The sequence below is a fragment of the Moorella glycerini genome (genome assembly GCF_009735625.1).
Classification (GTDB): Bacteria; Bacillota; DSM-521; order Neomoorellales; family Neomoorellaceae; genus Neomoorella; species Neomoorella glycerini.
This window is the reverse complement of sequence record NZ_CP046244.1, coordinates 3,313,323-3,333,154: the sequence shown is the minus strand read 5'-3', so window position 1 is coordinate 3,333,154 and position 19,832 is coordinate 3,313,323. Positions and strand designations below refer to the sequence as shown.

Sequence of the window (19,832 nt, the reverse complement as noted above, 5' to 3'; positions counted from 1 at the left end):
CTTTTCTTCCTTTCATAACAGTTTTAAGACTTTTAGACAAGCCGCAGCGCTGTTAACAAAAGGTCGATGATTTTGATGCCGAGAAAGGGTACAATCAGCCCCCCCAGGCCGTAGAGGAGGAGATTGCGGCGGAGGATGACGTTGGCTCCCAGGGGCCGGTAAGCAACTCCCCGTAGAGCGAGGGGTACCAGGGCAATGATAATCAGGGCGTTAAAAATTACGGCCGAAAGAACCGCGCTCTGCGGAGTGGCCAGGCCCATTATATTCAGGGCCTTGAGTTCAGGGTAGGTGGTGGCAAACAGGGCCGGTATAATGGCAAAGTATTTGGCTACGTCATTGGCAATGCTGAAAGTAGTCAGGGCCCCCCTGGTCATCAACAACTGCTTGCCGATTTCCACCACTTCAATGAGCTTGGTGGGGTTGCTGTCCAGGTCAACCATGTTGCCGGCTTCTTTGGCCGCCTGGGTGCCACTGTTCATGGCCACGCCCACATCGGCCTGGGCCAGGGCGGGAGCGTCATTGGTGCCGTCCCCGGTCATGGCTACCAGGTGTCCTCTGGCCTGGTAATCGCGGATTAGTTTCAGCTTGGTTTCCGGGGTGGCTTCGGCCAGGAAATCATCCACGCCGGCTTCGGCTGCAATAGCCGCCGCTGTAAGGGGGTTATCACCGGTAATCATTACCGTTTTAATCCCCATGCGGCGCAGTTCGTTAAAACGCTCTTTTATACCGCCTTTAATCACATCTTTAAGGTAAATGACACCCAGGACCCGGGCGCCTTCCGCCACTACCAGGGGAGTACCGCCTTCTTTGGCCACCTTTTCTACGGCAGCTTTAACTTCCGGGGGCAGGGTACCGCCACGTTCGCGGACGTAGGCCTCAATGGCATCGGCAGCACCTTTACGAATCTCCCTTCCCTCTAGGTCAACACCGCTCATGCGGGTATGGGCGCTGAAAGGTACGAAAGTGGCTTTTAAGCTGCTCAAATCTCTTTCCCGGAGCTGGAATTTGTTTTTTGCCAGGATAACGATGCTTCGCCCCTCCGGCGTCTCATCGGCGAGGGAGGCGAGCTGGGCAGCATCTGCCAGGATTGCTTCCGTGACTCCCGGTGCCGGTAAAAAAGCCGTTGCCATGCGGTTGCCCAGGGTAATAGTCCCGGTCTTATCCAGGAGCAGGACATCAACGTCGCCGGCAGCTTCCACGGCCCGGCCGGACATGGCCAGGACGTTGCGCTTGAGCAAGCGGTCCATACCCGCGATGCCGATGGCGCTCAAAAGGCCACCGATGGTGGTCGGGATCAAGCACACCAGCAGGGCGATTAAAATGGGTACCGGCGCCAGGGCGCCAGAGTACAGGGCAAAGGGCTCCAGGGTGGCTACTGCCAGCAGGAAGATTATGGTCAAACTCACCAGGAGGATGGTCAGGGCGATCTCGTTGGGCGTTTTTTGCCGCCGCGCCCCTTCCACCAGGTTGATCATGCGGTCGAGGAAAGTTTCCCCGGGATTAGCCGTTATGCGTACTTTGATCCTGTCCGATAGGACGCGGGTACCACCGGTGACGGCGCTACGATCACCGCCCGACTCCCTGATAACCGGCGCCGATTCGCCGGTTACCGCGCTCTCATCAACCGAAGCGATGCCTTCGATAACCTCGCCGTCACCCGGGATAATATCCCCGGCCTCGACCAGGACAATGTCGTCTTTGCGAAGCTGAGAGGCCGGGATCTGTTGCACCTTACCGTTAATCAGCTTTTTAGCTATGGTTTCGCGGCGGGTACGGCGTAAGGATTCGGCCTGGGCTTTGCCTCTGCCTTCGGCCAGGGCTTCGGCAAAATTGGCAAAAAGGACGGTGAGCCACAGCCAGACGGTCAACTGGATATTTAGAGCAACCAGGGTGCGCATGCCGGTCGCTAAATCACGCAATGTGAAAAAGGTCGTTAGCAAGGCGCCGATTTCAACGACGAACATTACCGGGTTGCGCGACTGAAGCCGGGGATCGAGCTTGCGAAAAGCGTCTTTAATGGCCGGTATGAGGAGGGCACGGTTAAAACCGCCCCTGCCTCCGGCCAACCTGGGGGCGAGATTGTCTTTACGGGGCATTAGTGTTCCTCCTCACTTTAAAAAGTTTTACCGGCCAGCATTAATAGTTGTTCCACCACGGGTCCCAGGGCCAGGGCCGGGAAGAAGGTAAGGGCGCCGACGATGAGTACCACCGTCGCCAGCAAGCCGGTAAATAGTAAGCTGGTGGTTTGAAAAGTGCCGGGGCCGGGCGGTACAGCTTTTTTACCCGCCATGCTCCCCGCGATGGCCAGTACCGGCAGAATGACGCCGAAACGGCCAATGAGCATGACCAGACCCAGAGCTATATTGTAAAAGGGAGTATTGGCGTTTAAGCCGGCAAAGGCGCTCCCGTTATTGCCAGCCCCGGAGGCGAAGGCATAGAGTATTTCACTCAAGCCGTGAGGGCCGGGATTTAAGATAGAGGAGTTGCCAGCCTTGGTTACCGCCGCCAGGGCACTGCCCAGCAATATGGTGGCTGCCGGGATAAGTACCGCCAGGGTGGCCATTTTCATCTCCCGGGCTTCAATTTTCTTACCCAGATACTCTGGCGTGCGGCCTACCATCAGGCCGATGATAAACACAGTAAGGATGACAAAGACCAGCATCCCGTACAGGCCGGCACCTACCCCGCCAAAAACCACTTCCCCTAGCATCATCTGTAGCATAGGGAACAGCCCTCCCAGGGGGGTAAGGCTATCATGCATGGCGTTAACGGCACCGCATGAAGCGGCGGTAGTAACGGTGGCAAAGAGGGAAGAGTTACCGATACCAAACCGGACCTCTTTACCCTCCATGGCAGTAGGACCACTGATACCCAGGGCAGCAACCTGGGGGTTGCCATAACGCTCGCTGCCGTAAACCGCACTTAAAGCGAAGACAAAAAGGAGCAGCATGGCGGCCAGGATCACCAGCCCCTGGCGGCGATTGCCTACCATCTGGCCAAAAGTAACGGTTAATCCCGCCGGGATGACCAGGATGGCCAGCATCTCCAGTAAGTTGGTCAGGGGAGTAGGGTTTTCAAAGGGGTGGGAGGAGTTGGCGTTGAAGAAACCACCGCCGTTGGTGCCCAGCAGCTTAATGGCCTCCTGGGAGGCAACTGGTCCCATGGCCAGGGTCTGTCGACCACCTTCTATGGTAGTTACGGTAAGGTACGGGTACAGGTTCTGGATGACTCCCTGGGAAACCAGGATCAGGGCCAACACCAGGGAAAGGGGTAATAAAACCCAAAGGATACTGCGGGTCAGATCAACCCATAAATTGCCAATGGTCGTGGCTGTCCGCCGGGCCAGGCCGCGAATCAGGGCGATGGCCACCGCTATGCCCGTAGCGGCGGAGAGAAAGTTCTGCACCGTCAAGGCGGCCATCTGGGTAAAGTAGCTCATGGTACTTTCACCGCTGTAGGCCTGCCAGTTGGTATTGGTCATATAACTGGCCGCGGTGTTGAAGGCCAGGTCTGGGGGCACGGCACCCAAATGTTGTGGATTAAAGGGCAGTAGCCCCTGGAAGCGTTGGATCAGGTAAACAGCGACCATTCCCAGGAAATTAAAGACCAGAAGCATTGCGGCATACTCGTGCCAGCTCATCTCCCGCCCGCTTTCAACCCCGGCAAGACGGTAGACCAGTCGTTCCAGGGGTTTCAGCACCGGGTCTAAAAAAGTCTTCTCGCCGTTGAAAACGCGGGCCATGTAAAAACCCACCGGTATAGCTAAAAGGATAAGTAACAGCAGGAAAAAAGTCATTTGCAGGATATCGATGCTGAGCATTAGAGTCCCTCCGCTTTCATTAAGGCGTAAATTAAGTAAATGAGTAATCCCAGGGTAACTAGACCACCCAGGATAAGATCCAACATCATAAATCACTCCCTGCTAATTATCGTTTTTGACGGTATGGCAAGGACACGGGCGGGTATTAACCTTCCGGCCGCCAACATACACCCAGCATTATTAGCGGCAGGATTATTTTAACCCCTTTACCTGTTAATTAGCTATTAAAAAACTCCGCTCCGGCGTAAAAAAAATATAAAAAGGCGTCGTTAATATGCTACTGCAGGCCGGCGGTGAAATAGAGCACTTTATGAATATTTAGCCTGAGCTGAGAACCTGAAAAATGAGATACGATTCCTCCACTGGAGTTGGTAGACTTGACCGTTCTAAATTACGATTATTTACAACGAATAGCCGTGATCATGGCCAGCATTTTAAAACTGGATGTCACCATTGTGAACCATGAGCTGGTCCGGGTGGCCGGGACAGGTAAATACCAGCAAAAAATAGGTTGCCGGCTACCAGAGGGCTCATCTTTTGCTTATGCTTTGCGGACGGGCCAGGAGGCAATAGTATGTGAAGCCGGCCAGGGGATCTGCCATGCCTGCCAGTGGCGGCAGGAATGCGTAGAAACGGCTCATGTGTGCAGTCCCATTATTATTGAAGGGCGACCGGCCGGAGTTATAGGCTTGATTGCCTTTGATGGGCTGCAAAAACAGCAACTCCTGGCCAGGGTAGAGGATTACAAGGATTTTATCGGGCAGATGTCAGCCCTTATCGCCAGCAAAATGGCCGAAGACAGCAGGATCGAGCAGCTTAAAATTGCCCAAAGCCAGATTGAAACCATTTTCCAGACTGTCACCGCAGGGATGCTCCTTTTAGATAAGGAAGGGCGAGTGGTTACTGGCAACCAGGCGGCAGCCTCCATCCTGGGGTTAAAACAGGAAGGTCTAACCGGCAAGGAAATAACGCAGATTTTTAACGGCACCAGCTTTGATCTTACCAGGCGGTGGCGCCGGGAAGTTGCCCGCATAAACAAAAGGGCGACGATCAGGTGCCTGGCTTCCCTCGAGCCTGTAATTACCAACGGTAGTTATGCCGGGGCGGTTTTAACCTTTACTTCCCTTCAGGATGTGCATCGCCTGGTGGGAGAAGTCACCGGCGGCCATGCGGGCCACGGGTTTGAGAATATAATAGGCGCGAGCCCTGCCCTGGCAAAATGTAAAGAAAAGGCTGCCACTGCGGCGGCAGGGAATTCTACTGTTTTGATTACCGGGGAGACAGGAACCGGCAAAGAATTGTTGGCCCGGGCCATTCATGCTGCCAGCTCCAGGCGGGAAAAACCTTTTATTGCCATTAACTGCGGGGCTATCCCGGAAACTTTACTGGAAAGTGAACTTTTCGGTTATGAGGAAGGCGCCTTTACCGGGGCCAAACGGGGAGGCAAGCCGGGCAAATTCCAGCTTGCCGACGGCGGTACCCTTTTTTTAGACGAGATTGGCGATATGCCGCTTTTCCTGCAGGTGAAGCTGCTACGGGTTATCCAGGAAGGAGCTATTGAACGCCTTGGCGGCCTGGAGAAGATACCGGTAGATGTAAGGATTATTGCGGCTACCAACCAGGATTTACCCAGGAAGGTGCAGCGAGGGGAATTCCGGGCTGACCTGTATTATCGTTTAAATGTTATTCCTATTGAAATTCCCCCGTTGCGCCGGCGCAAAGAGGATATCCCGGCTTTGCTGGCTCATTTTTTGCCCCTGTATTGCCGGCGGCTGCAAAAACCTTTACCCAGGCTGGTACCGGAGGTGGAAAAAGCTTTCCTGGCTTATGATTGGCCGGGTAATGTCCGGGAACTGGAAAATGCCGTTGAATATGCCGTCAATATGTTTAGCGGTACGGTCATAACCTGTGCCCATTTACCTTTATGGTTGCAGGAAAATTTATCGACGCAAGGCAATAATCGCCTCACGCCGTTGCGCGAGCTGGAGCGTCGGGAACTGCAAAAAGCTCTGGCCGTTTATGGTACCAGTAAAGAAGGGAAAGAGCAGATAGCGCGGGCCCTGGGTATCGGCCTGGCTACCGTCTACCGCAAGTTAAAGAAGTATGGCCTGGAGCAATAATATCAAATTGATAAACCGTTATCAGATTGACAAGAAGTTGATGAGAAGGGGAGGAGGAGAAGGGGAAAGCCTTTCCCGCAGCCGTTATCAAAGTGATAAAACGATGGATAATGAAGCCGTGAAGCGGTGTTTTTAGTCCCCATCAGCTCGCTGGCATGATTCTTGCTTAGATTATTGCTAAGAGGGTGGGCTAATGTGAGGAGGAAAAGAATTATGCTTGACCAGCGAGCTTTAGTTAATTTGCTGCACCAGGAAGCCGATCTGGCAATCGGATGCACGGAACCGGTGATGGTAGCTATGGCCGCCGCGCGGGCCAGGCAGGTCCTGGGTGTTTTGCCGGAACAAGTAGAGGTAGTTGTCAGCCCGGCGGTTTGGAAGAATGGCCGCCGGGTGGGGTTACCAGGAACGCGGGAGAGGGGCCTGGACATGGCCGCAGCAATGGGCCTGCTGGCCCCTCTGGAGGAAGGCCAGCGGTTACTGGCCTTTTTAGAACCTGGACAAATAACGCAGGCTAAAAAGCTCGTCCTGGAAGGAGCGGTAAAGGCAAGGGTGCTCCTGAATAAAGAAGGCTTGTATACCGGGGTCTGGGCCCGGGCGGGCAACAACGAAGTCCGGGTAGAAATGCAGGACAACCATAAAAACTTTAGCGGTGTGTGGAAAAACGGTAAATTAATCGACAAACCCGGGGAGCAGTTCAATTTAAGTCTGAAAGCATTGCTTAAGCAGGACTACCCGTCGCTTTTGGCTGCGGTTTTAACTTTGCCCGGGCAAGAAATTGATTTTTTATATCAAGGCGCAAGAGGAATTGTAATCTTCGCCCGTGAGGTAGCAGAGGGAATAAAGGTTCCAGGGTCTAGCTTAAGCCGGTTTTTCCGGCGGGCAGGTGCAAAAACTGGTGCGCCGGCGGAGCAGATCCGTACCCTGACGGGTATTGCCGTTGCTGAACGCATGAGCGGGGCTGTTTACCCGGTCTTAACCAGCGCCGGCAGCGGCAACCAGGGGATATTGATAGCCGTACCTTTGTTTTTAGTAGGAGAGGCGCTGGAAACGAAGCGGGAACTTCTAAGCCGGGCCCTGGCCGTAGCGCATTACACCAATATGTACCTGCGGGCTTATTCCGGGAAGCTATCCCCCCTGTGTGGCGCCGTAACCGCCGGGGCGGGTGTGGCGGCGGCAGTGTCCTGGCTGTTGGGGGGTAGCCGCCAGCAGATGATAAATGCCGCTCAAATCTTGCTGGGGAACCTGTGCTGTGTTTTATGTGATGGCGCCAAAGAAAATTGCTCTTTAAAAATCAGTACCGCCGCAGTTGAAGCCGTTCAGGCGGGGCAGATGGCCCACCTGGGTATAAACCCGGAAGCAGGGGCGGGTATTATTGGCAAGAGCCTGGAAGATACACTGGGTTTAATTAAAACGGTCCTCCAAATAGGGATGGATGAGGTTGATTATTATTTAGGCAAGATTGATTATCTTAATTTAGGATAGACGGCAAGGCCTTACAAGGGTAAGGCCTTTAATGTTTATTGACATGAAGTCATAATGCGGGTATAATATTAATGAACAAATGCTCATAAGCAGGTTGAAGCTGATTTTCAGGGGGCAAGAGATAATGTACGGCGAACTGCTTCTCGATCATTTTATAAATCCGCGTAATGTAGGCATCATTAAAGACGCAGATGGAATTGGCAGTATAGGCGATCCTGGCTGCGGCGACTACCTATGTATCTATATCAAAGTTCAGGATAACCGCCTGGTTGACGTTAAGTTTCAGGTGTACGGGTGCCCGGCAGCCATAGCTACCAGCAGTATCCTTACGGAAATGGCTAAAGGGAAAACCCTGGAGGAAGGCCTTAAGATCACGGATGCCGATGTGGCGGCAGCCATCGGGGGTTTACCGGAAATCAAGCTGCACTGCTCTAATCTGGGCGCCAGCGCCCTTCATGAAGCCATCCGCAATTATCAAACCAGGATGAAGGCTGGTGGTTAGAAAAATGCCTGCCGGAGCAATTTTAGACCTGGAGAAGTTTCAAGAAAGTGAGCGGCGTTTAACACCCCAGCGCCAGGCGGTACTTAAGGCCTTCCTGGAATTATCCCAGGAACACCCGACGGCAGAAGCTATTTACCAGGCGGCACGCCGGCATTGCCCGACGGTAGGGATGGCCACCGTCTACCGTTCGCTGGAGCTCTTCGTGCAGATGGGTATTATTGTCAAGGCCCCAACCTTGAATGGGACAGCCCGGTATGAGATGAATAAAACCCCCCATAATCATTTTGTGTGCCTGAAGTGTGGCCGTACCTACGAATTTCACAGGCAACAGGAACCTGTAATTGACAGGAAAATAAAAAAAGAAGGGTTTGAGGTTATCAGTGCGTCGATGATCTTCTTTGGTTATTGTCCGACCTGTCGTGAATAAACCGAGGGGCGAAATGTGCTTAAAGCAACAGCGCTCTTTACATCCTTACTTGACATTATTTCAATGTGAAGGTATATAATTATAATGCAAATGCAAATTACTTGCAGGAGGCCAGGAACATAAATGAATGTTTGGCGTAGATTAAGCAGTGTTGCCCTGGTCTTACTTATTTTTAGCCTTATTTTTTTTGCCGGAGGTTGCCGGGCAAGCAAAAGCCCACTCCAGCCGGAGAGCGCTGCAGGTCCGTTAAAGATTTATACTACCTTCTACCCGCTTTATGATTTTACCCAAAAAATCGTCGGCGATAGGGCCGTAGTAGAGAATCTACAGCCGGTAGGCGTCGAACCCCACGGTTATGAACCTTCACCCCAGCAGATTGCTTCAATTTACACCGGTAAATTATTTATTTTTTTGGGTGAACCTATGGACCCCTGGGCCAAGAAAATAGAAGGCCAGCTTAATGCCAAAGGGGTTATGACCCTGGAAGCGGGCAAGGGCCTTATAGAAAACAACGACCCGCATATATGGCTGGACCCTGTCCTTGCCGGGGAGATTTCCCGGCGGATATATGAAGCGGTAGTAAAAGTCGACGGGGACAATAAAGGGTATTATGAAAAAAACCTGCAGGAGCTGGAGCAGAAATTTACTATGCTGGATAAGCAGTACCGGGAAGCCCTGGCCGGCGTGACGAGGAAAGATTTTGTAACCTCCCATGCGGCATTTGGTTATCTTGCCAAAAGGTATGGCCTTGAACAGATACCCATCAGCGGGCTTTCCCCCCAGCAAGAGCCCTCGGCGCAGCAGATGGCAGAGCTTATTACCCTTTGCCGGAGCAAAGGTGTAAAGTATATCTTTTTTGAAACCCTGGCCAGCCCCAAACTGGCCGAAACCCTGGCCCGGGAAACGGGAGCCGGGACGCTGGTCTTAAATCCTATCGGTGGACTTACACCCGAAGAGATAAAGGCGGGCGAGGACTACTTCTCCATAATGGCTAAAAATCTGGCCTCACTGAAGCAAGCCCTGGAATAGCGCTCAAAGGCTTTTCATAGCCCCCGTTAACAGGGCGCGCCGGCTGGGAGTTGATGACGGCATGTCCTATCTGCACGAAAAAAGGGAAGTAGTACGGCTGGTGGATGTTACCTTTTCCTATAACAGTAGCCCTGTCCTCGAGAGAGTCAACCTGGCGGTAGAGGCAGGGGAATTTTTGGCTCTCATTGGCCCCAACGGGGCTGCTAAATCCACCCTGCTCAAGATTATGGTGGGTCTTTTGCGACCAAAAGTCGGAGAAGTAAGGCTTTTTGGCCGGGATATCAGGCGCTTCCGGGATTGGCACAGGATAGGTTACATTGCCCAGAATGCCGGCCACATCAACACCTCCTTTCCCGCAACCGTGGCTGAGGTGGTGGCTTCGGGATATTACAGCGGCTTAAAGGGGCTGTTTGACGGGCGCGCCAGAAAAAGAATGGTTGCTGAGGCGCTGGAACTGGCGGGCATTAAGGAGCTGGCCGGCCACCTTATCGGGGAACTTTCCGGCGGCCAGCGCCAGAAGGTCTTCCTGGCGCGAGCCCTGGTAAAAAGGCCGGCGGCCCTGTTTCTTGATGAACCTACCACCGGCATAGATGCTGCTTCCCGGGAAGAATTTTACCGGCTCCTGGCGCATCTGAACCGCGAAAAGGGCCTGACGGTAATTATCGTTACCCATGATATAGGAGCTGCTTTTGCCAGGGCGCAAAAGATAGGCTGCGTGCGTGACCGGGGCGTTTATATCCACGAAAAGCTCAGCGAAGTGGACCAGGACCACATTGCCGAGGTACTGGGTTACCGGATAGGGGAGAACCATGGTTATCTTTAGTTTCGATTTCATGCAGCGGGCGTTCATAGCCGGCCTGATTACCGCTGTTCTGGCTGCCACGCTGGGTGTTTTTATAGTTTTAAGACGCCTGTCCCTGGTGGGAGATAGCCTGTCCCATGCCAGCCTGGCCGGCGTGGCCGGTGGTATGCTTTTAGGTTTTTACCCCTTTTACGGCGCCCTGCTGGCCGCCGCCGGCGCCGCCCTGCTGATTGAGTTCATCCGCCGGGCTTTCCCCAGATATGCTGAAGTAGCGCTGGCGGTAGTCATGGCCAGCGCCATGGCCCTGGCGGTGGTAATGATCAGTTGGAAGAAAGCTTTTAATGCCGATCTTTTTTCTTATTTATTCGGCAGCCTGGTGGCCGTATCCCCTGCCGACGTGGCACTCATTGCCGGCGCGGGTATATTTATTCTTACATCTTTAGCTTTTCTTTATCGCGAGCTTTTTGCCATTACCTTCGACGAAGAGGCGGCCCGCCTCGTGGGGATCCCGGTAACCGCCGTAAGCATATATTTTACCCTGCTCACGGCCCTTACGGTGGCCCTGGCGGTACGGGTGGTGGGAACGCTCTTGGTATCAGCTCTGATGGTTATCCCGCCGGCAGTCAGCCTGCAGATTGCCCGCAGTTTCAAGGCGGCTTTTGGGATAGCCGTCGTTGTGGCTTGCCTGGCGGTCATTACCGGCCTTTATGCCTCCTTTATTTTTGACCTGGCTCCAGGAGGAACCATTGTGCTTATTGCCGCGGCCATCCTGGTAGCAGCCATGGTAGCGAAAGGAGCAATAAACAGGTGGAAATAGAAGAATTGTTAAAGCAAAATGAGCTCAAGGTAACCCCCCAGCGCAAGGCCATCCTGGCGGTACTAAAAAATACTCACTCCTTCATCAGCGCCCAGGGGTTGTTCCAGGAGGTTATCAAGATCCTCCCGGGGACAAATTTTTCCACGGTTTACCGCAACCTGGATGTATTGCTGGAGAAGGGCCTTTTGTGCCGCGTTCCCTCGGATAGCGGCGCTGATTTATATGAACTGCGGCGGGAGGAAGGGCACCATCACCACGCGGTATGTAAAACTTGCGGGGCTTCCATCGCTGTTGATTTTTGTCCTATGGAAAGCCTGGCCAAAGAGCTGGGCAGGAAGGGTTTTCTCCCGACGGGACACTGCTTCGAGGTTTACGGCTTGTGCAGCAGGTGCAGGAAGGGGAAGCAATAAGAAACGGCCTGTAGGTTAACAGGCAATGAGTATAGCCCCCGAATTGGCTTCCAGGGGGAGGCTGAGTTGTCCTTCCTGGACCTCAAAACAACGATCGCTTAAGACTTCCCGCCAGAAGGTACCATCGGCTATTTCCAGTTCTCCTGTTGCCAGGGTGATGGTTTGGGGGGAATCGCCGGCATTTAAAATCACGATCACCTTTTCCCCGGCCAGACGGCGGGCATAGGCGTAAACCTCGGCCCGGTCATCGGTAAACAAGGGCTGGAAATAACCGCGCCTTAAAGGTAACAAGCGGTGCCGCAGGACAATCAGGCGCCGGTAAAAGTTGAGCAGGTCCTGGTTCCAGGCCCGGGGTTCCCAGGGCATGGTCCGGCGGCAGTCGGGATCCGGGCCGCCGGTCATTCCCACCTCATCCCCGTAGTAAATCAAAGGGGCGCCGGGATAGGTGAACTGCAGGATTAGCGCCGGCCGCAGGTGGGCGACGGCTTCGGCATAGCTGCCGGTATGGCCGGGGAGCCTGCCCAGACCCTCTTGAAAGGCGGTAAGCACCCGGGCCGTGTCATGGCTGCCCAGGAGGTTTAGCAGGGCGAAGTTGGCTGCCTCAGGGTAGCGCAGGCGGATAAGGCCCAGCAGGAAGTCCAGGGTAGAAATGGGAAAACGCCGCCTGGCAAAGTAATCAAGGACCAGGTCGCGAAAGAGATAGTTCATGACGCCGTCGAAAAGCCGACCCTGGAGCCAGAAGCGGGCATCGCGCCAGATTTCACCCACAATATAGGCTTGGGGATCGGTTTCTTTAACCTGCTGCCGGAATTCCCGCCAGAAGGATGGTTCAATCTCGTTAGGGACATCCAGGCGCCAGCCGTCGGTACCCGCCTCCCGCAGCCAGTAGGTGGCGACGTGGAGCAGGTAATTGCGCACGTCGGGGTTGCTGACTTTTAGCTTGGGAAGGCTGGGTATATCCCACCAGCAGGTATAATTTGGCTGGGGTTCGCTCCTTACGGGAAAGTCATGGAAATAATACCAGTCTTTATAGGGAGAATCAGCTCCACGGGCGACTACATCCTTAAAGGCCCAGAACTCCGTGCCCGTATGATTAAACACTCCATCCAGGATCAGGTGCATGCCATTAGCGTGGAGAGACTCCACCAGGCGGCGGAGGGTAGCCGTATCCCCCAGGGCGGGATCAACGGCCAGGTAATCGCTGGTATTATAGCGATGGTTGGAAGGAGAAGCAAAGATGGGGTTTAGCCAGAGGACGTTGACCCCTAAAAATTTTAAATAAGGTATTTTGGCCTGGATGCCCTCCAGGTCCCCGCCGAAGAAGTTTTCTCTGGTGGGGGCTTCACCCCAGGGCCGCGTCCCGGGAGGGTCATTGGCCGGGTTGCCGTTATAAAAGCGGTCGGAAAATATCTGGTAGGAGACGGCGTCATAAATCCATTCCGGTACAGTAAATATATCCGCTGGCGTCCAATGATAAGAAAAAGGCCGGTGTACCTGCTTGTTATTGCCGGCAAATAGGTACCCAGGCTCCTCCCCTTTTATCTGCAGCCTGAAAAAATAACGGCACTCCCACGGCCGGGAAAGCTCGACTTCTGCCTGGTAATAGAGGTAATGAGGGGTACGGGCGCAGATATGCATGTTGGCGGTCTTTAGGCCCCGGTCTTCATAGATTACCTGGCAGCGTTGTTGTTCCCGACGGCGGGTTTTCAAGCGCAAGAGGAGTTTACCGGGCGCCAGGGGCTGGCAAAAACGCGGCGAAGTACGGTGGAAGAACAAGGTCAGATGCACCTCCTGCCAGGGTATTTCGTTGAGATGAACCTGGTAAACCGGTAGAGATTATTATGCCGGAAAAGACAGAAAAAAGCAAGCCTAAAGGAGTTTGACGGGCCAAGAAAAATATGGTACGATATAAATAGCGAATGGTTATAATTATCATTAAGTTACATTTAAGTTAAGTGAGATTAAATCAAGGTAAAAATGAAAAGGAAAATGCCTAAAGGGGGGTGAAAGGGGTGCTGGAACTTGGTGACGGTTTCCGTCAAAATGCGCTGGTCTGTTTACCCCAGGACTTACACACCCTCTACGTATATTGGGACTTTACTCCTCAAAGAATCCAGACCTTAGAGTACTTTTTCAGGATAGTAAAGCCGGAAATGAAGTTAACCTTACGCCTGCGCCGGTTGGATGCCCTCCTCCCAGAGCAAGAACTAACCCTAACTACCCTTCAATCTGGTGGATGCTATTTTTACAACCTCGAGATCCATCCGGGTTACTACGTCGAGCTTGGCGCCGTAAGCCAGGAAGGTGAATTCGTCCTCTTTTATCAGACGTTGGTATCAGCAAGCCCGCTCGCCGCAGAAAGCCTCCCCCAACCGCCAATTGACAGCCAGGGGCTTCTTGAGGAGAAGTGCCGGCCGCTTCCCCCGGAAAAGTGGTCAACGGACAGAATTTTTAGCTGGTCCTGAAAAAGCGTTTCGGGTTTGGCTACAAGTTTTTCTTAAGTTTTTCTTTGGAAGGCTGAGCAACTTCCAGAAAAAGGTAGAACCGAAAAGTAGAGAGCGTTGTAGAGGGGGCTTCTAAAAATGGCTGCCCTGGCAGACAATCATACCGGCTACCTGGCCCTCCTGCTCCATGCCCATCTGCCTTTCGTGCGGAATCAGGAGGACTATATAAGCCTGGAAGAAAAATGGCTTTGCGAGGCCCTGACGGAATCTTACTTTCCCCTCATCTTGAGCTGGGAACGCTTGGCCCGTGAGGGAATAAACTTTAAACTCACCTTGTCCCTCTCCCCGCCTTTAATCAGCATGTTAATTGACCCGCGCCTCCCGGAGCGTTATGGCCGCTACCTGGATAACCTTAAAAGACTGGCCGCCCGGGAGGTGGAGCGGACGCAAAATGATCCCGTCTTTTCCCCCGTGGCCGATTTTTATCACCGGCGCCTTGCGGATATAGAGGGAGCCTTCAATGAAGCTTACCGGGGCGATCTGCTTTCGCCCTTAAAAAGATTACAGGAGCAGGGGCATCTGGAAATTATAACAACCTGCGCCACTCATGGCTACCTTCCCTTGATGCTGACCAGGGAATCCTGGCGGGTGCAAGTCCGGGCAGCTTTAGATCTTTTTGCCGATATCTTTGGTCGCCTGCCGGCGGGGATGTGGCTGCCGGAGTGCGGCTACACTCCCGGTATCGAGAAATGCCTGCAAGCCGAAGGCATTAAATACTTTATTGTCGCCAGCCACGGGTTGTTAAACGCCGTTCCTCGGGTGAAAACGGCCGTTTATGCGCCGGTCAAACTCCCCGGCGGCGTAGCCGTTTTTGGCCGGGACTGGGAGACCTCTCACCAGGTATGGAGCCGGACGGAGGGCTATCCCGGCGATCCTCTGTATCGGGAGTTTTACCGCGATATCGGCTACGACCTGGAGTTTAGCTATCTCGAGCCTTACCTCATTGGCGGCATCCGGGGTGATACCGGTTTCAAATACTACCGCATCACCGGCAAGACCGAATACAAGGAGCCCTATGACTTTCAGGCCGCCCGGGAGCGAGCCCGCGAACACGCCCGTGATTTTTTGGCCGCCAGGGACCGGCAGCTAAGCTATTGGGCCGGTATTATACCTGACAAACCGGTGATAGTTGCACCTTATGACGCCGAATTGTTCGGACACTGGTGGTTTGAAGGACCGGTATGGCTGGAAGAAGTTTTACGCCTGGCAGCCGGACAAGATTACCAGACCGGGTTGACTACCCTGGCCGCTTACCTGGAGCAATACCCGCCCCGCCAGGAGGTGGCTTTAGGGCTTTCCAGTTGGGGAGAAGGCGGTTACAACCGGGTCTGGCTGAATCCTGCCAATGACTGGCTGTACCCTCACCTTCATAGGGCGGAAAAAACAATGGTCAACCTGGCTGCTACTTGCTTTCAACCCACACCGTTGCAGGAACGGGCCTTAAACCAGGCCGCCAGGGAGTTGCTCCTGGCCCAGAGCAGCGATTGGCCCTTTATCCTTACCAGCCAGACGACGGCGGCTTATGCCCACCGTCGTCTGGAGGAACATCTAGGTAATTTTTTTAAAATCTGCCGGGATTATCAAAAGGGCGACCTGCAAGAGGATTTCATACGTATTTTGGAAGTTAAGGACAACCTTTTCCCACGCCTGGATTTCCGCCTTTATCGCCCGGAGAGGCAGCGGCAGGCGTTGAATTGGCCGGGCGGGGAAGGGCCGGTACTCCTCATGTTGAGCTGGGAGTTTCCTCCCCATCATGTCGGCGGCCTGGGCATCCACGTTCGCGATCTGGCGGCAGCCCTGGCCCAAATGGGGGTAAGGGTCCACGTTATCACCCGGGTACCGGGCCGGGAAGCGTTCACGACGGTGCAAGAAGGAGTAGCCATCCACCATCTGCCTACCTACCAGCAGCCGGGGGTAGAAATTGATTTTCTTTCCTGGGTCCTGCAGTTCAATATGGCTTTAGCCGACTATGGACGCGAGTTGCGGGCCGCCCTGCCGGGAACACCAATGCTCCTTCACGCCCACGACTGGCTGGTGGCCTGGGCGGCCGGGGAGCTGCAGGAAGCATGTGGGGTGCCCCTGGTAGCAACTATCCATGCCACGGAGTACGGCCGTAACAAAGGTCTACATAACCGCATCCAGAGGACTATTCACCAGATCGAGGCCGGGTTGGTGGCCAGGGCCGACCGGGTAATCTGCTGCAGCCGCTATATGGAAGAGGAAATCCGGGAACTTTTTCAGCCCCGAGCGGCGGTAAAGGTGATTCCCAACGGCGTCGTGCCTATCAAAGTGGCGGCCAATCCCGGCTCGGGGCACGACATCTTGTTCATCGGCCGTCTGGTGGTGGAGAAGGGGGTCCAGGTACTCCTGGAAGCCCTGGCCAGGCTGCGCGGTTTTTACCCCCAGGCCAGGTTGATCATAGCCGGCGCCGGCCCCTACGCCGGGGAGTTGCAGGCCCTGGCCGCCCGCCTTGGGGTGGCGGGTCAGGTCGAGTTCACCGGCTTTGTCTCGGAGGCTGAGCGCAACCAGCTCCTGGCGCGGACGCGGGTCGCCGTTTTCCCGAGCCTTTATGAACCCTTTGGCATCGTGGCCCTGGAAGCTATGTCCGCCGGGGTACCGGTGATTGTCGCCCGCACCGGCGGGCTGGCCGAGGTTGTTGAGGACGGCGTAACCGGCTTAGTCTTTAACCCGGGCGATGTAGAAGATTTATTACGCTGCCTGGTGACTATCTTCCAGAACCCGGAGTTGGCTGCTGAACTGAGCCGGCAGGCCCGGGCCAGGGTGGAACGGGACTATACCTGGACCGCAGTAGCCCGGCAAACCTTGAGCCTTTACCAGGAACTCCTCCGGGAACCCTCGCCGGAGGGCGACCGGCATTTTCCAAAGTAGCCGGCCGGGTTCCGCCTACTTACGCAACGGTTGCCGACTTTCATTTTAGGAGAGGTGAAGATGCATCCACCCCATTCGTTTTATGTGCGGCTAAGTTTACCGGAGAAGCTCCGGCCCCTCCTGGAACTGGCCTTAAACCTCTACTGGCGTCGAGAACAGGAAACAGCCTACCTTTTCCGTCGCCTTGATCCCGGGCTGTGGGAAGAAGCCGGACACAATCCCGTCCTCTTCCTGCACCTCTTGCCGCAGGAAAGGTTACAGGCCTACGCCGGGGACGGCGATTATACCAGGGAAGTGGAAAGGGTCTGGCAGGAGCACCTGGCCTACCAGGAGCGCCAGGTTACCTGGCTCCAAGAGCATAACCTGAGCGGAAATGTGGCTATCGCCTATTTCTCAGCCGAGTTTGGCTTGAGCGCGGCCCTGCCCATTTATGCCGGAGGCCTGGGCCTTCTGGCAGGGGATCTTTTGAAATCAGCCAGCGATCTAGGCCTGCCCCTGGCAGGCGTCAGCCTCCTGTATCGGGAAGGCTACTTCCGCCAGCGCCTCGACCGCCAGGGCCGGCAGCAGGAGCTTTATCCCCGTTATAATTTCTATGACTTGCCCCTGGAACTGGAACGCCGGGCCGACGGCACTCCCCTTACCGTTCAGGTGGCTTTCCCCGACCGGGAGGTTAAGGCGCAGGTTTGGCGGGCCAGGGTCGGCCGCCTGAACCTCTACCTCCTGGACGCCGATTGCCGGGACAATTGGGAAAGCGACCGCGGCATTACCGACCGGCTTTACGGCGGTGACCTGGAAAAGCGCATCCAGCAGGAAATCCTCCTGGGTATTGGCGGGGTACGAGCGCTGGCGGCTTTGGGCAGGGAAACAACAATCTGCCATTTAAACGAAGGCCATTCGGCTTTCCTCGCCCTGGAACGCATCCGCCAGTTAAAAGAAAAGCACGGCCTGGATTTTGCCGCGGCCCGGGAGCTGGCCGCCAGCGGCCACATCTTTACCACCCATACCCCGGTGGCAGCCGGTATCGACCTCTTTCCACCCTATTTGATGGACAAGTACTTTACCGGCTACTACCAGTCGCTGGGGCTTTCCCGCCAGGAATTCCTGGCTTTGGGCCGCCAGGATCCCAATAACCAGCAGGAGCCTTTCAATATGGCCGTCCTGGCCCTGCGCCTGTCGGCCTGGGCCAACGGCGTCAGCCGCCTCCACGGCAGGACGGCCCGGAGGATGTGGCGGAACCTGTGGCCAGAAGTACCGGAAGAAGAGATCCCTATCGGGGCCATTACCAACGGCGTTCATACCCCCAGCTGGGTAGGAAGCAGGATGGCCGCCCTTTACGACTGCTACCTTGGCCCCGGCTGGCGGGAAGAACCGGCGGAGGCGGCCAGTTGGGCCGGCGTGGAGCATATACCGGCCCGGGAACTGTGGCAAGCCCACGAAGAGCAGCGCGAAGAACTGGTGGTTTATGCCAGGAGAAAGCTGGCGGCGCAACTGGAGGCCAGGGGGTCGGGCTCGCTGGAGATTGCCGCCGCGACGGAAGTCCTGCATCCTCGCGCCTTAACCATTGGCTTTGCCCGCCGCTTTGCTGCTTACAAGCGGCCGGCCCTTCTTTTCAGCGACCCGGAACGCCTGGCGCGGATTCTCGGCGACCCGCAGCGGCCGGTCCAGATCATTTTTGCCGGCAAGGCCCATCCCGGTGATGAAGAAGGGAAAAAACTGATCCAGCAAATTGTAGCTTATGCCGGGCGGAAAGAGTTTCGTCGCTCCGTGGTCTTCCTGGAAGATTATGATCTGGAGATGGCCCGTTGCCTTGTCGGGGGCGTCGATATCTGGCTGGGCAACCCGCGCCGGCCCCTGGAAGCCAGCAGTACCAGCGGCATGAAGGCGGTTCTCAACGGCGCCCTTCACGTCAGCACCATGGACGGCTGGTGGGATGAAGCCTGGACCCCGGCTACAGGATGGGCCATCGGCCGGGGAGAGGTTTTTGATGATGTTCCTTACCAGGATGCCGTGGAAGCAGCACAGCTTTATGACTTGCTGGAAAAGGAGATTATCCCTCTTTTTTACACGCGCGACGAGGAAGGTTTGCCGGCAGGCTGGCTGGAGAGGATGAAAAAGTCCATCAAGACCTACGGGCCTGTTTTCAACACCCACCGCATGGTGCAGGAGTACAGCCGGCAGTTTTACCTCCCGGCGGCCGCCCTTTACCAGCGCCTGGAAGCGGGGAGACAGGAGAGGGCCAGGAATCTCGCTGCCTGGAAGAACAGGGTGCAGGCGGGTTGGCCCCGCGTGCGAGTCGAAAGGGTAGAAGATGATGGGGGTGGGGAGCTGGATCTCGGGAGCACTTTAACCGTGCGCGCCTGGATTTTTTTGGGTGAATTGCAGCCGCCTGACGTAAAGGTAGAAATCTACTACGGCTTGCTGGAGGCGGCGGCAGAAATAACGGCTGCCGAAAAGGAAACAATGAAGCTGGAAGAGGAGCTGGGTGAAGGCAGGTACTTATATAGCGGCGCGATTCCTTGCCGCCGGGCCGGGCGCCAGGGCTATAACGTGCGGGTGTTACCCTACCATGTTGACCTGGCCCATCCGCTGCAGGCCGGTCTGATCCTGTGGGGATAAAAATTTTTTTGCGGAAAGGGGGGAAAATATTATGCTGGCCAGGGATATCATGACCACGGAAGTAATAGTAATCAATGCCTCGGCCCGGATTTACGAGCTGACCAGATTGCTGGCGGAGCACAAGATCAGCGGGGTGCCGGTATGCGATGAGGGCAATCGCGTGGTGGGAATCGTAACGGAAGGGGATTTAATCGGTTTAAAGAATGGCGAGCTGGTACGGGATATTATGACCCGGGAGGTCATCGCCGTCGACGCCGAGACGCCGGTAGAAGAGGTGGCCGCTGTTTTACATGAAAATAAAATCAAACGGGTACCTGTTTACAGTAACGGCCGCCTGGTGGGCATCATTAGCCGGGCCAACATTGTGGCCGCCATGGCCAGGAGATAAATAATAATGTCTGCGAGGATATAGCT

16 protein-coding genes are annotated in these 19,832 nt (G+C 55.1%); 12 read left to right on the top strand and 4 right to left on the bottom strand.

From position 1 onward, the window contains the following. Window positions 1-32: 32 nt before the first annotated feature. Genes kdpB through kdpF form a run of 3 tightly spaced genes read right to left on the bottom strand, consistent with a single transcriptional unit; the run spans window position 33 to window position 3,906 of the window. Window positions 33-2,096, bottom strand: a complete 2,064-nt coding sequence (gene kdpB / locus MGLY_RS16595) for a potassium-transporting ATPase subunit KdpB (RefSeq protein WP_156275763.1) — start codon at window positions 2,094-2,096, stop codon at window positions 33-35. 17 nt (window positions 2,097-2,113) lie between these two features. Beyond that, complete coding sequence (gene kdpA, locus MGLY_RS16590) at window positions 2,114-3,820, bottom strand: potassium-transporting ATPase subunit KdpA (RefSeq protein ID WP_156275761.1); 1,707 nt, start codon at window positions 3,818-3,820, stop codon at window positions 2,114-2,116. After that, a complete protein-coding gene (gene kdpF, locus MGLY_RS18925; RefSeq protein WP_422880118.1) occupies window positions 3,820-3,906 on the bottom strand; it encodes a K(+)-transporting ATPase subunit F in 87 nt (28 codons plus the stop codon). Before kdpF ends, kdpA begins: the two co-directional genes overlap by 1 nt. Before the next feature lie 291 nt (window positions 3,907-4,197). On the opposite strand from kdpF, the gene MGLY_RS18635 reads away from it, so the two are divergent. The 8 genes from MGLY_RS18635 to MGLY_RS16545 all read left to right on the top strand — a co-directional run bounded on the left by MGLY_RS18635 (window position 4,198) and on the right by MGLY_RS16545 (window position 11,409). Next, window positions 4,198-5,940 (top strand): sigma-54 interaction domain-containing protein, encoded by a 1,743-nt coding sequence (locus MGLY_RS18635; RefSeq protein ID WP_156275757.1) that lies wholly within the window; start codon window positions 4,198-4,200, stop codon window positions 5,938-5,940. A 213-nt stretch (window positions 5,941-6,153) separates the two neighbouring features. Continuing rightward, complete coding sequence (locus MGLY_RS16575) at window positions 6,154-7,422, top strand: L-serine ammonia-lyase, iron-sulfur-dependent, subunit alpha (RefSeq protein ID WP_156275755.1); 1,269 nt, start codon at window positions 6,154-6,156, stop codon at window positions 7,420-7,422. A 124-nt stretch (window positions 7,423-7,546) separates the two neighbouring features. Next, the gene (locus MGLY_RS16570) at window positions 7,547-7,924 is read left to right on the top strand and encodes an iron-sulfur cluster assembly scaffold protein (protein ID WP_156275753.1); all 378 of its coding nucleotides are present in this window, start codon (window positions 7,547-7,549) and stop codon (window positions 7,922-7,924) included. A gap of 4 nt (window positions 7,925-7,928) precedes the next feature. Further along, window positions 7,929-8,351: a Fur family transcriptional regulator gene (locus MGLY_RS16565; RefSeq protein ID WP_156275751.1), complete on the top strand. Its 423-nt coding sequence runs from the start codon at window positions 7,929-7,931 to the stop codon at window positions 8,349-8,351. 123 nt (window positions 8,352-8,474) lie between these two features. Then, the gene (locus MGLY_RS16560) at window positions 8,475-9,380 is read left to right on the top strand and encodes a metal ABC transporter substrate-binding protein (RefSeq protein ID WP_156275749.1); all 906 of its coding nucleotides are present in this window, start codon (window positions 8,475-8,477) and stop codon (window positions 9,378-9,380) included. Between the two features lie 61 nt (window positions 9,381-9,441). Then, complete coding sequence (locus tag MGLY_RS16555) at window positions 9,442-10,203, top strand: metal ABC transporter ATP-binding protein (protein ID WP_156275747.1); 762 nt, start codon at window positions 9,442-9,444, stop codon at window positions 10,201-10,203. A 10-nt stretch (window positions 10,204-10,213) separates the two neighbouring features. Further along, window positions 10,214-10,999, top strand: a complete 786-nt coding sequence (locus tag MGLY_RS16550) for a metal ABC transporter permease (protein WP_211661952.1) — start codon at window positions 10,214-10,216, stop codon at window positions 10,997-10,999. Then, entirely contained in the window at window positions 10,990-11,409 is a 420-nt protein-coding gene (locus MGLY_RS16545) for a Fur family transcriptional regulator (protein WP_156275743.1), read from the top strand. The genes MGLY_RS16550 and MGLY_RS16545 overlap by 10 nt, the downstream gene beginning before the upstream one ends. Window positions 11,410-11,424: 15 nt before the next feature. On the opposite strand, the gene MGLY_RS16540 is transcribed toward MGLY_RS16545, so the two are convergent. Next, window positions 11,425-13,185: an alpha amylase N-terminal ig-like domain-containing protein gene (locus MGLY_RS16540; protein ID WP_156275741.1), complete on the bottom strand. Its 1,761-nt coding sequence runs from the start codon at window positions 13,183-13,185 to the stop codon at window positions 11,425-11,427. A gap of 236 nt (window positions 13,186-13,421) precedes the next feature. Here MGLY_RS16540 and MGLY_RS16535 point away from each other — a divergent pair, with 236 nt between their 5' ends. The 4 genes from MGLY_RS16535 (at window position 13,422) to MGLY_RS16520 (ending at window position 19,806) form a co-directional block, all read left to right on the top strand. Beyond that, entirely contained in the window at window positions 13,422-13,874 is a 453-nt protein-coding gene (locus MGLY_RS16535; protein WP_156275737.1) for a DUF4912 domain-containing protein, read from the top strand. 117 nt (window positions 13,875-13,991) lie between these two features. After that, on the top strand, window positions 13,992-16,802 hold the full coding sequence (locus MGLY_RS16530) for a 1,4-alpha-glucan branching protein domain-containing protein (protein WP_156275735.1): 2,811 nt from the start codon (window positions 13,992-13,994) through the stop codon (window positions 16,800-16,802). 60 nt (window positions 16,803-16,862) lie between these two features. Beyond that, window positions 16,863-19,418, top strand: coding sequence for an alpha-glucan family phosphorylase (gene glgP, locus MGLY_RS16525; RefSeq protein ID WP_156275733.1), 2,556 nt, complete (start codon window positions 16,863-16,865; stop codon window positions 19,416-19,418). 31 nt (window positions 19,419-19,449) lie between these two features. After that, window positions 19,450-19,806 carry a CBS domain-containing protein gene (locus tag MGLY_RS16520; RefSeq protein ID WP_156275731.1) on the top strand — a complete coding sequence of 119 codons (357 nt, stop codon included), beginning with the start codon at window positions 19,450-19,452 and terminating at the stop codon, window positions 19,804-19,806. Window positions 19,807-19,832 lie beyond the last annotated feature (26 nt).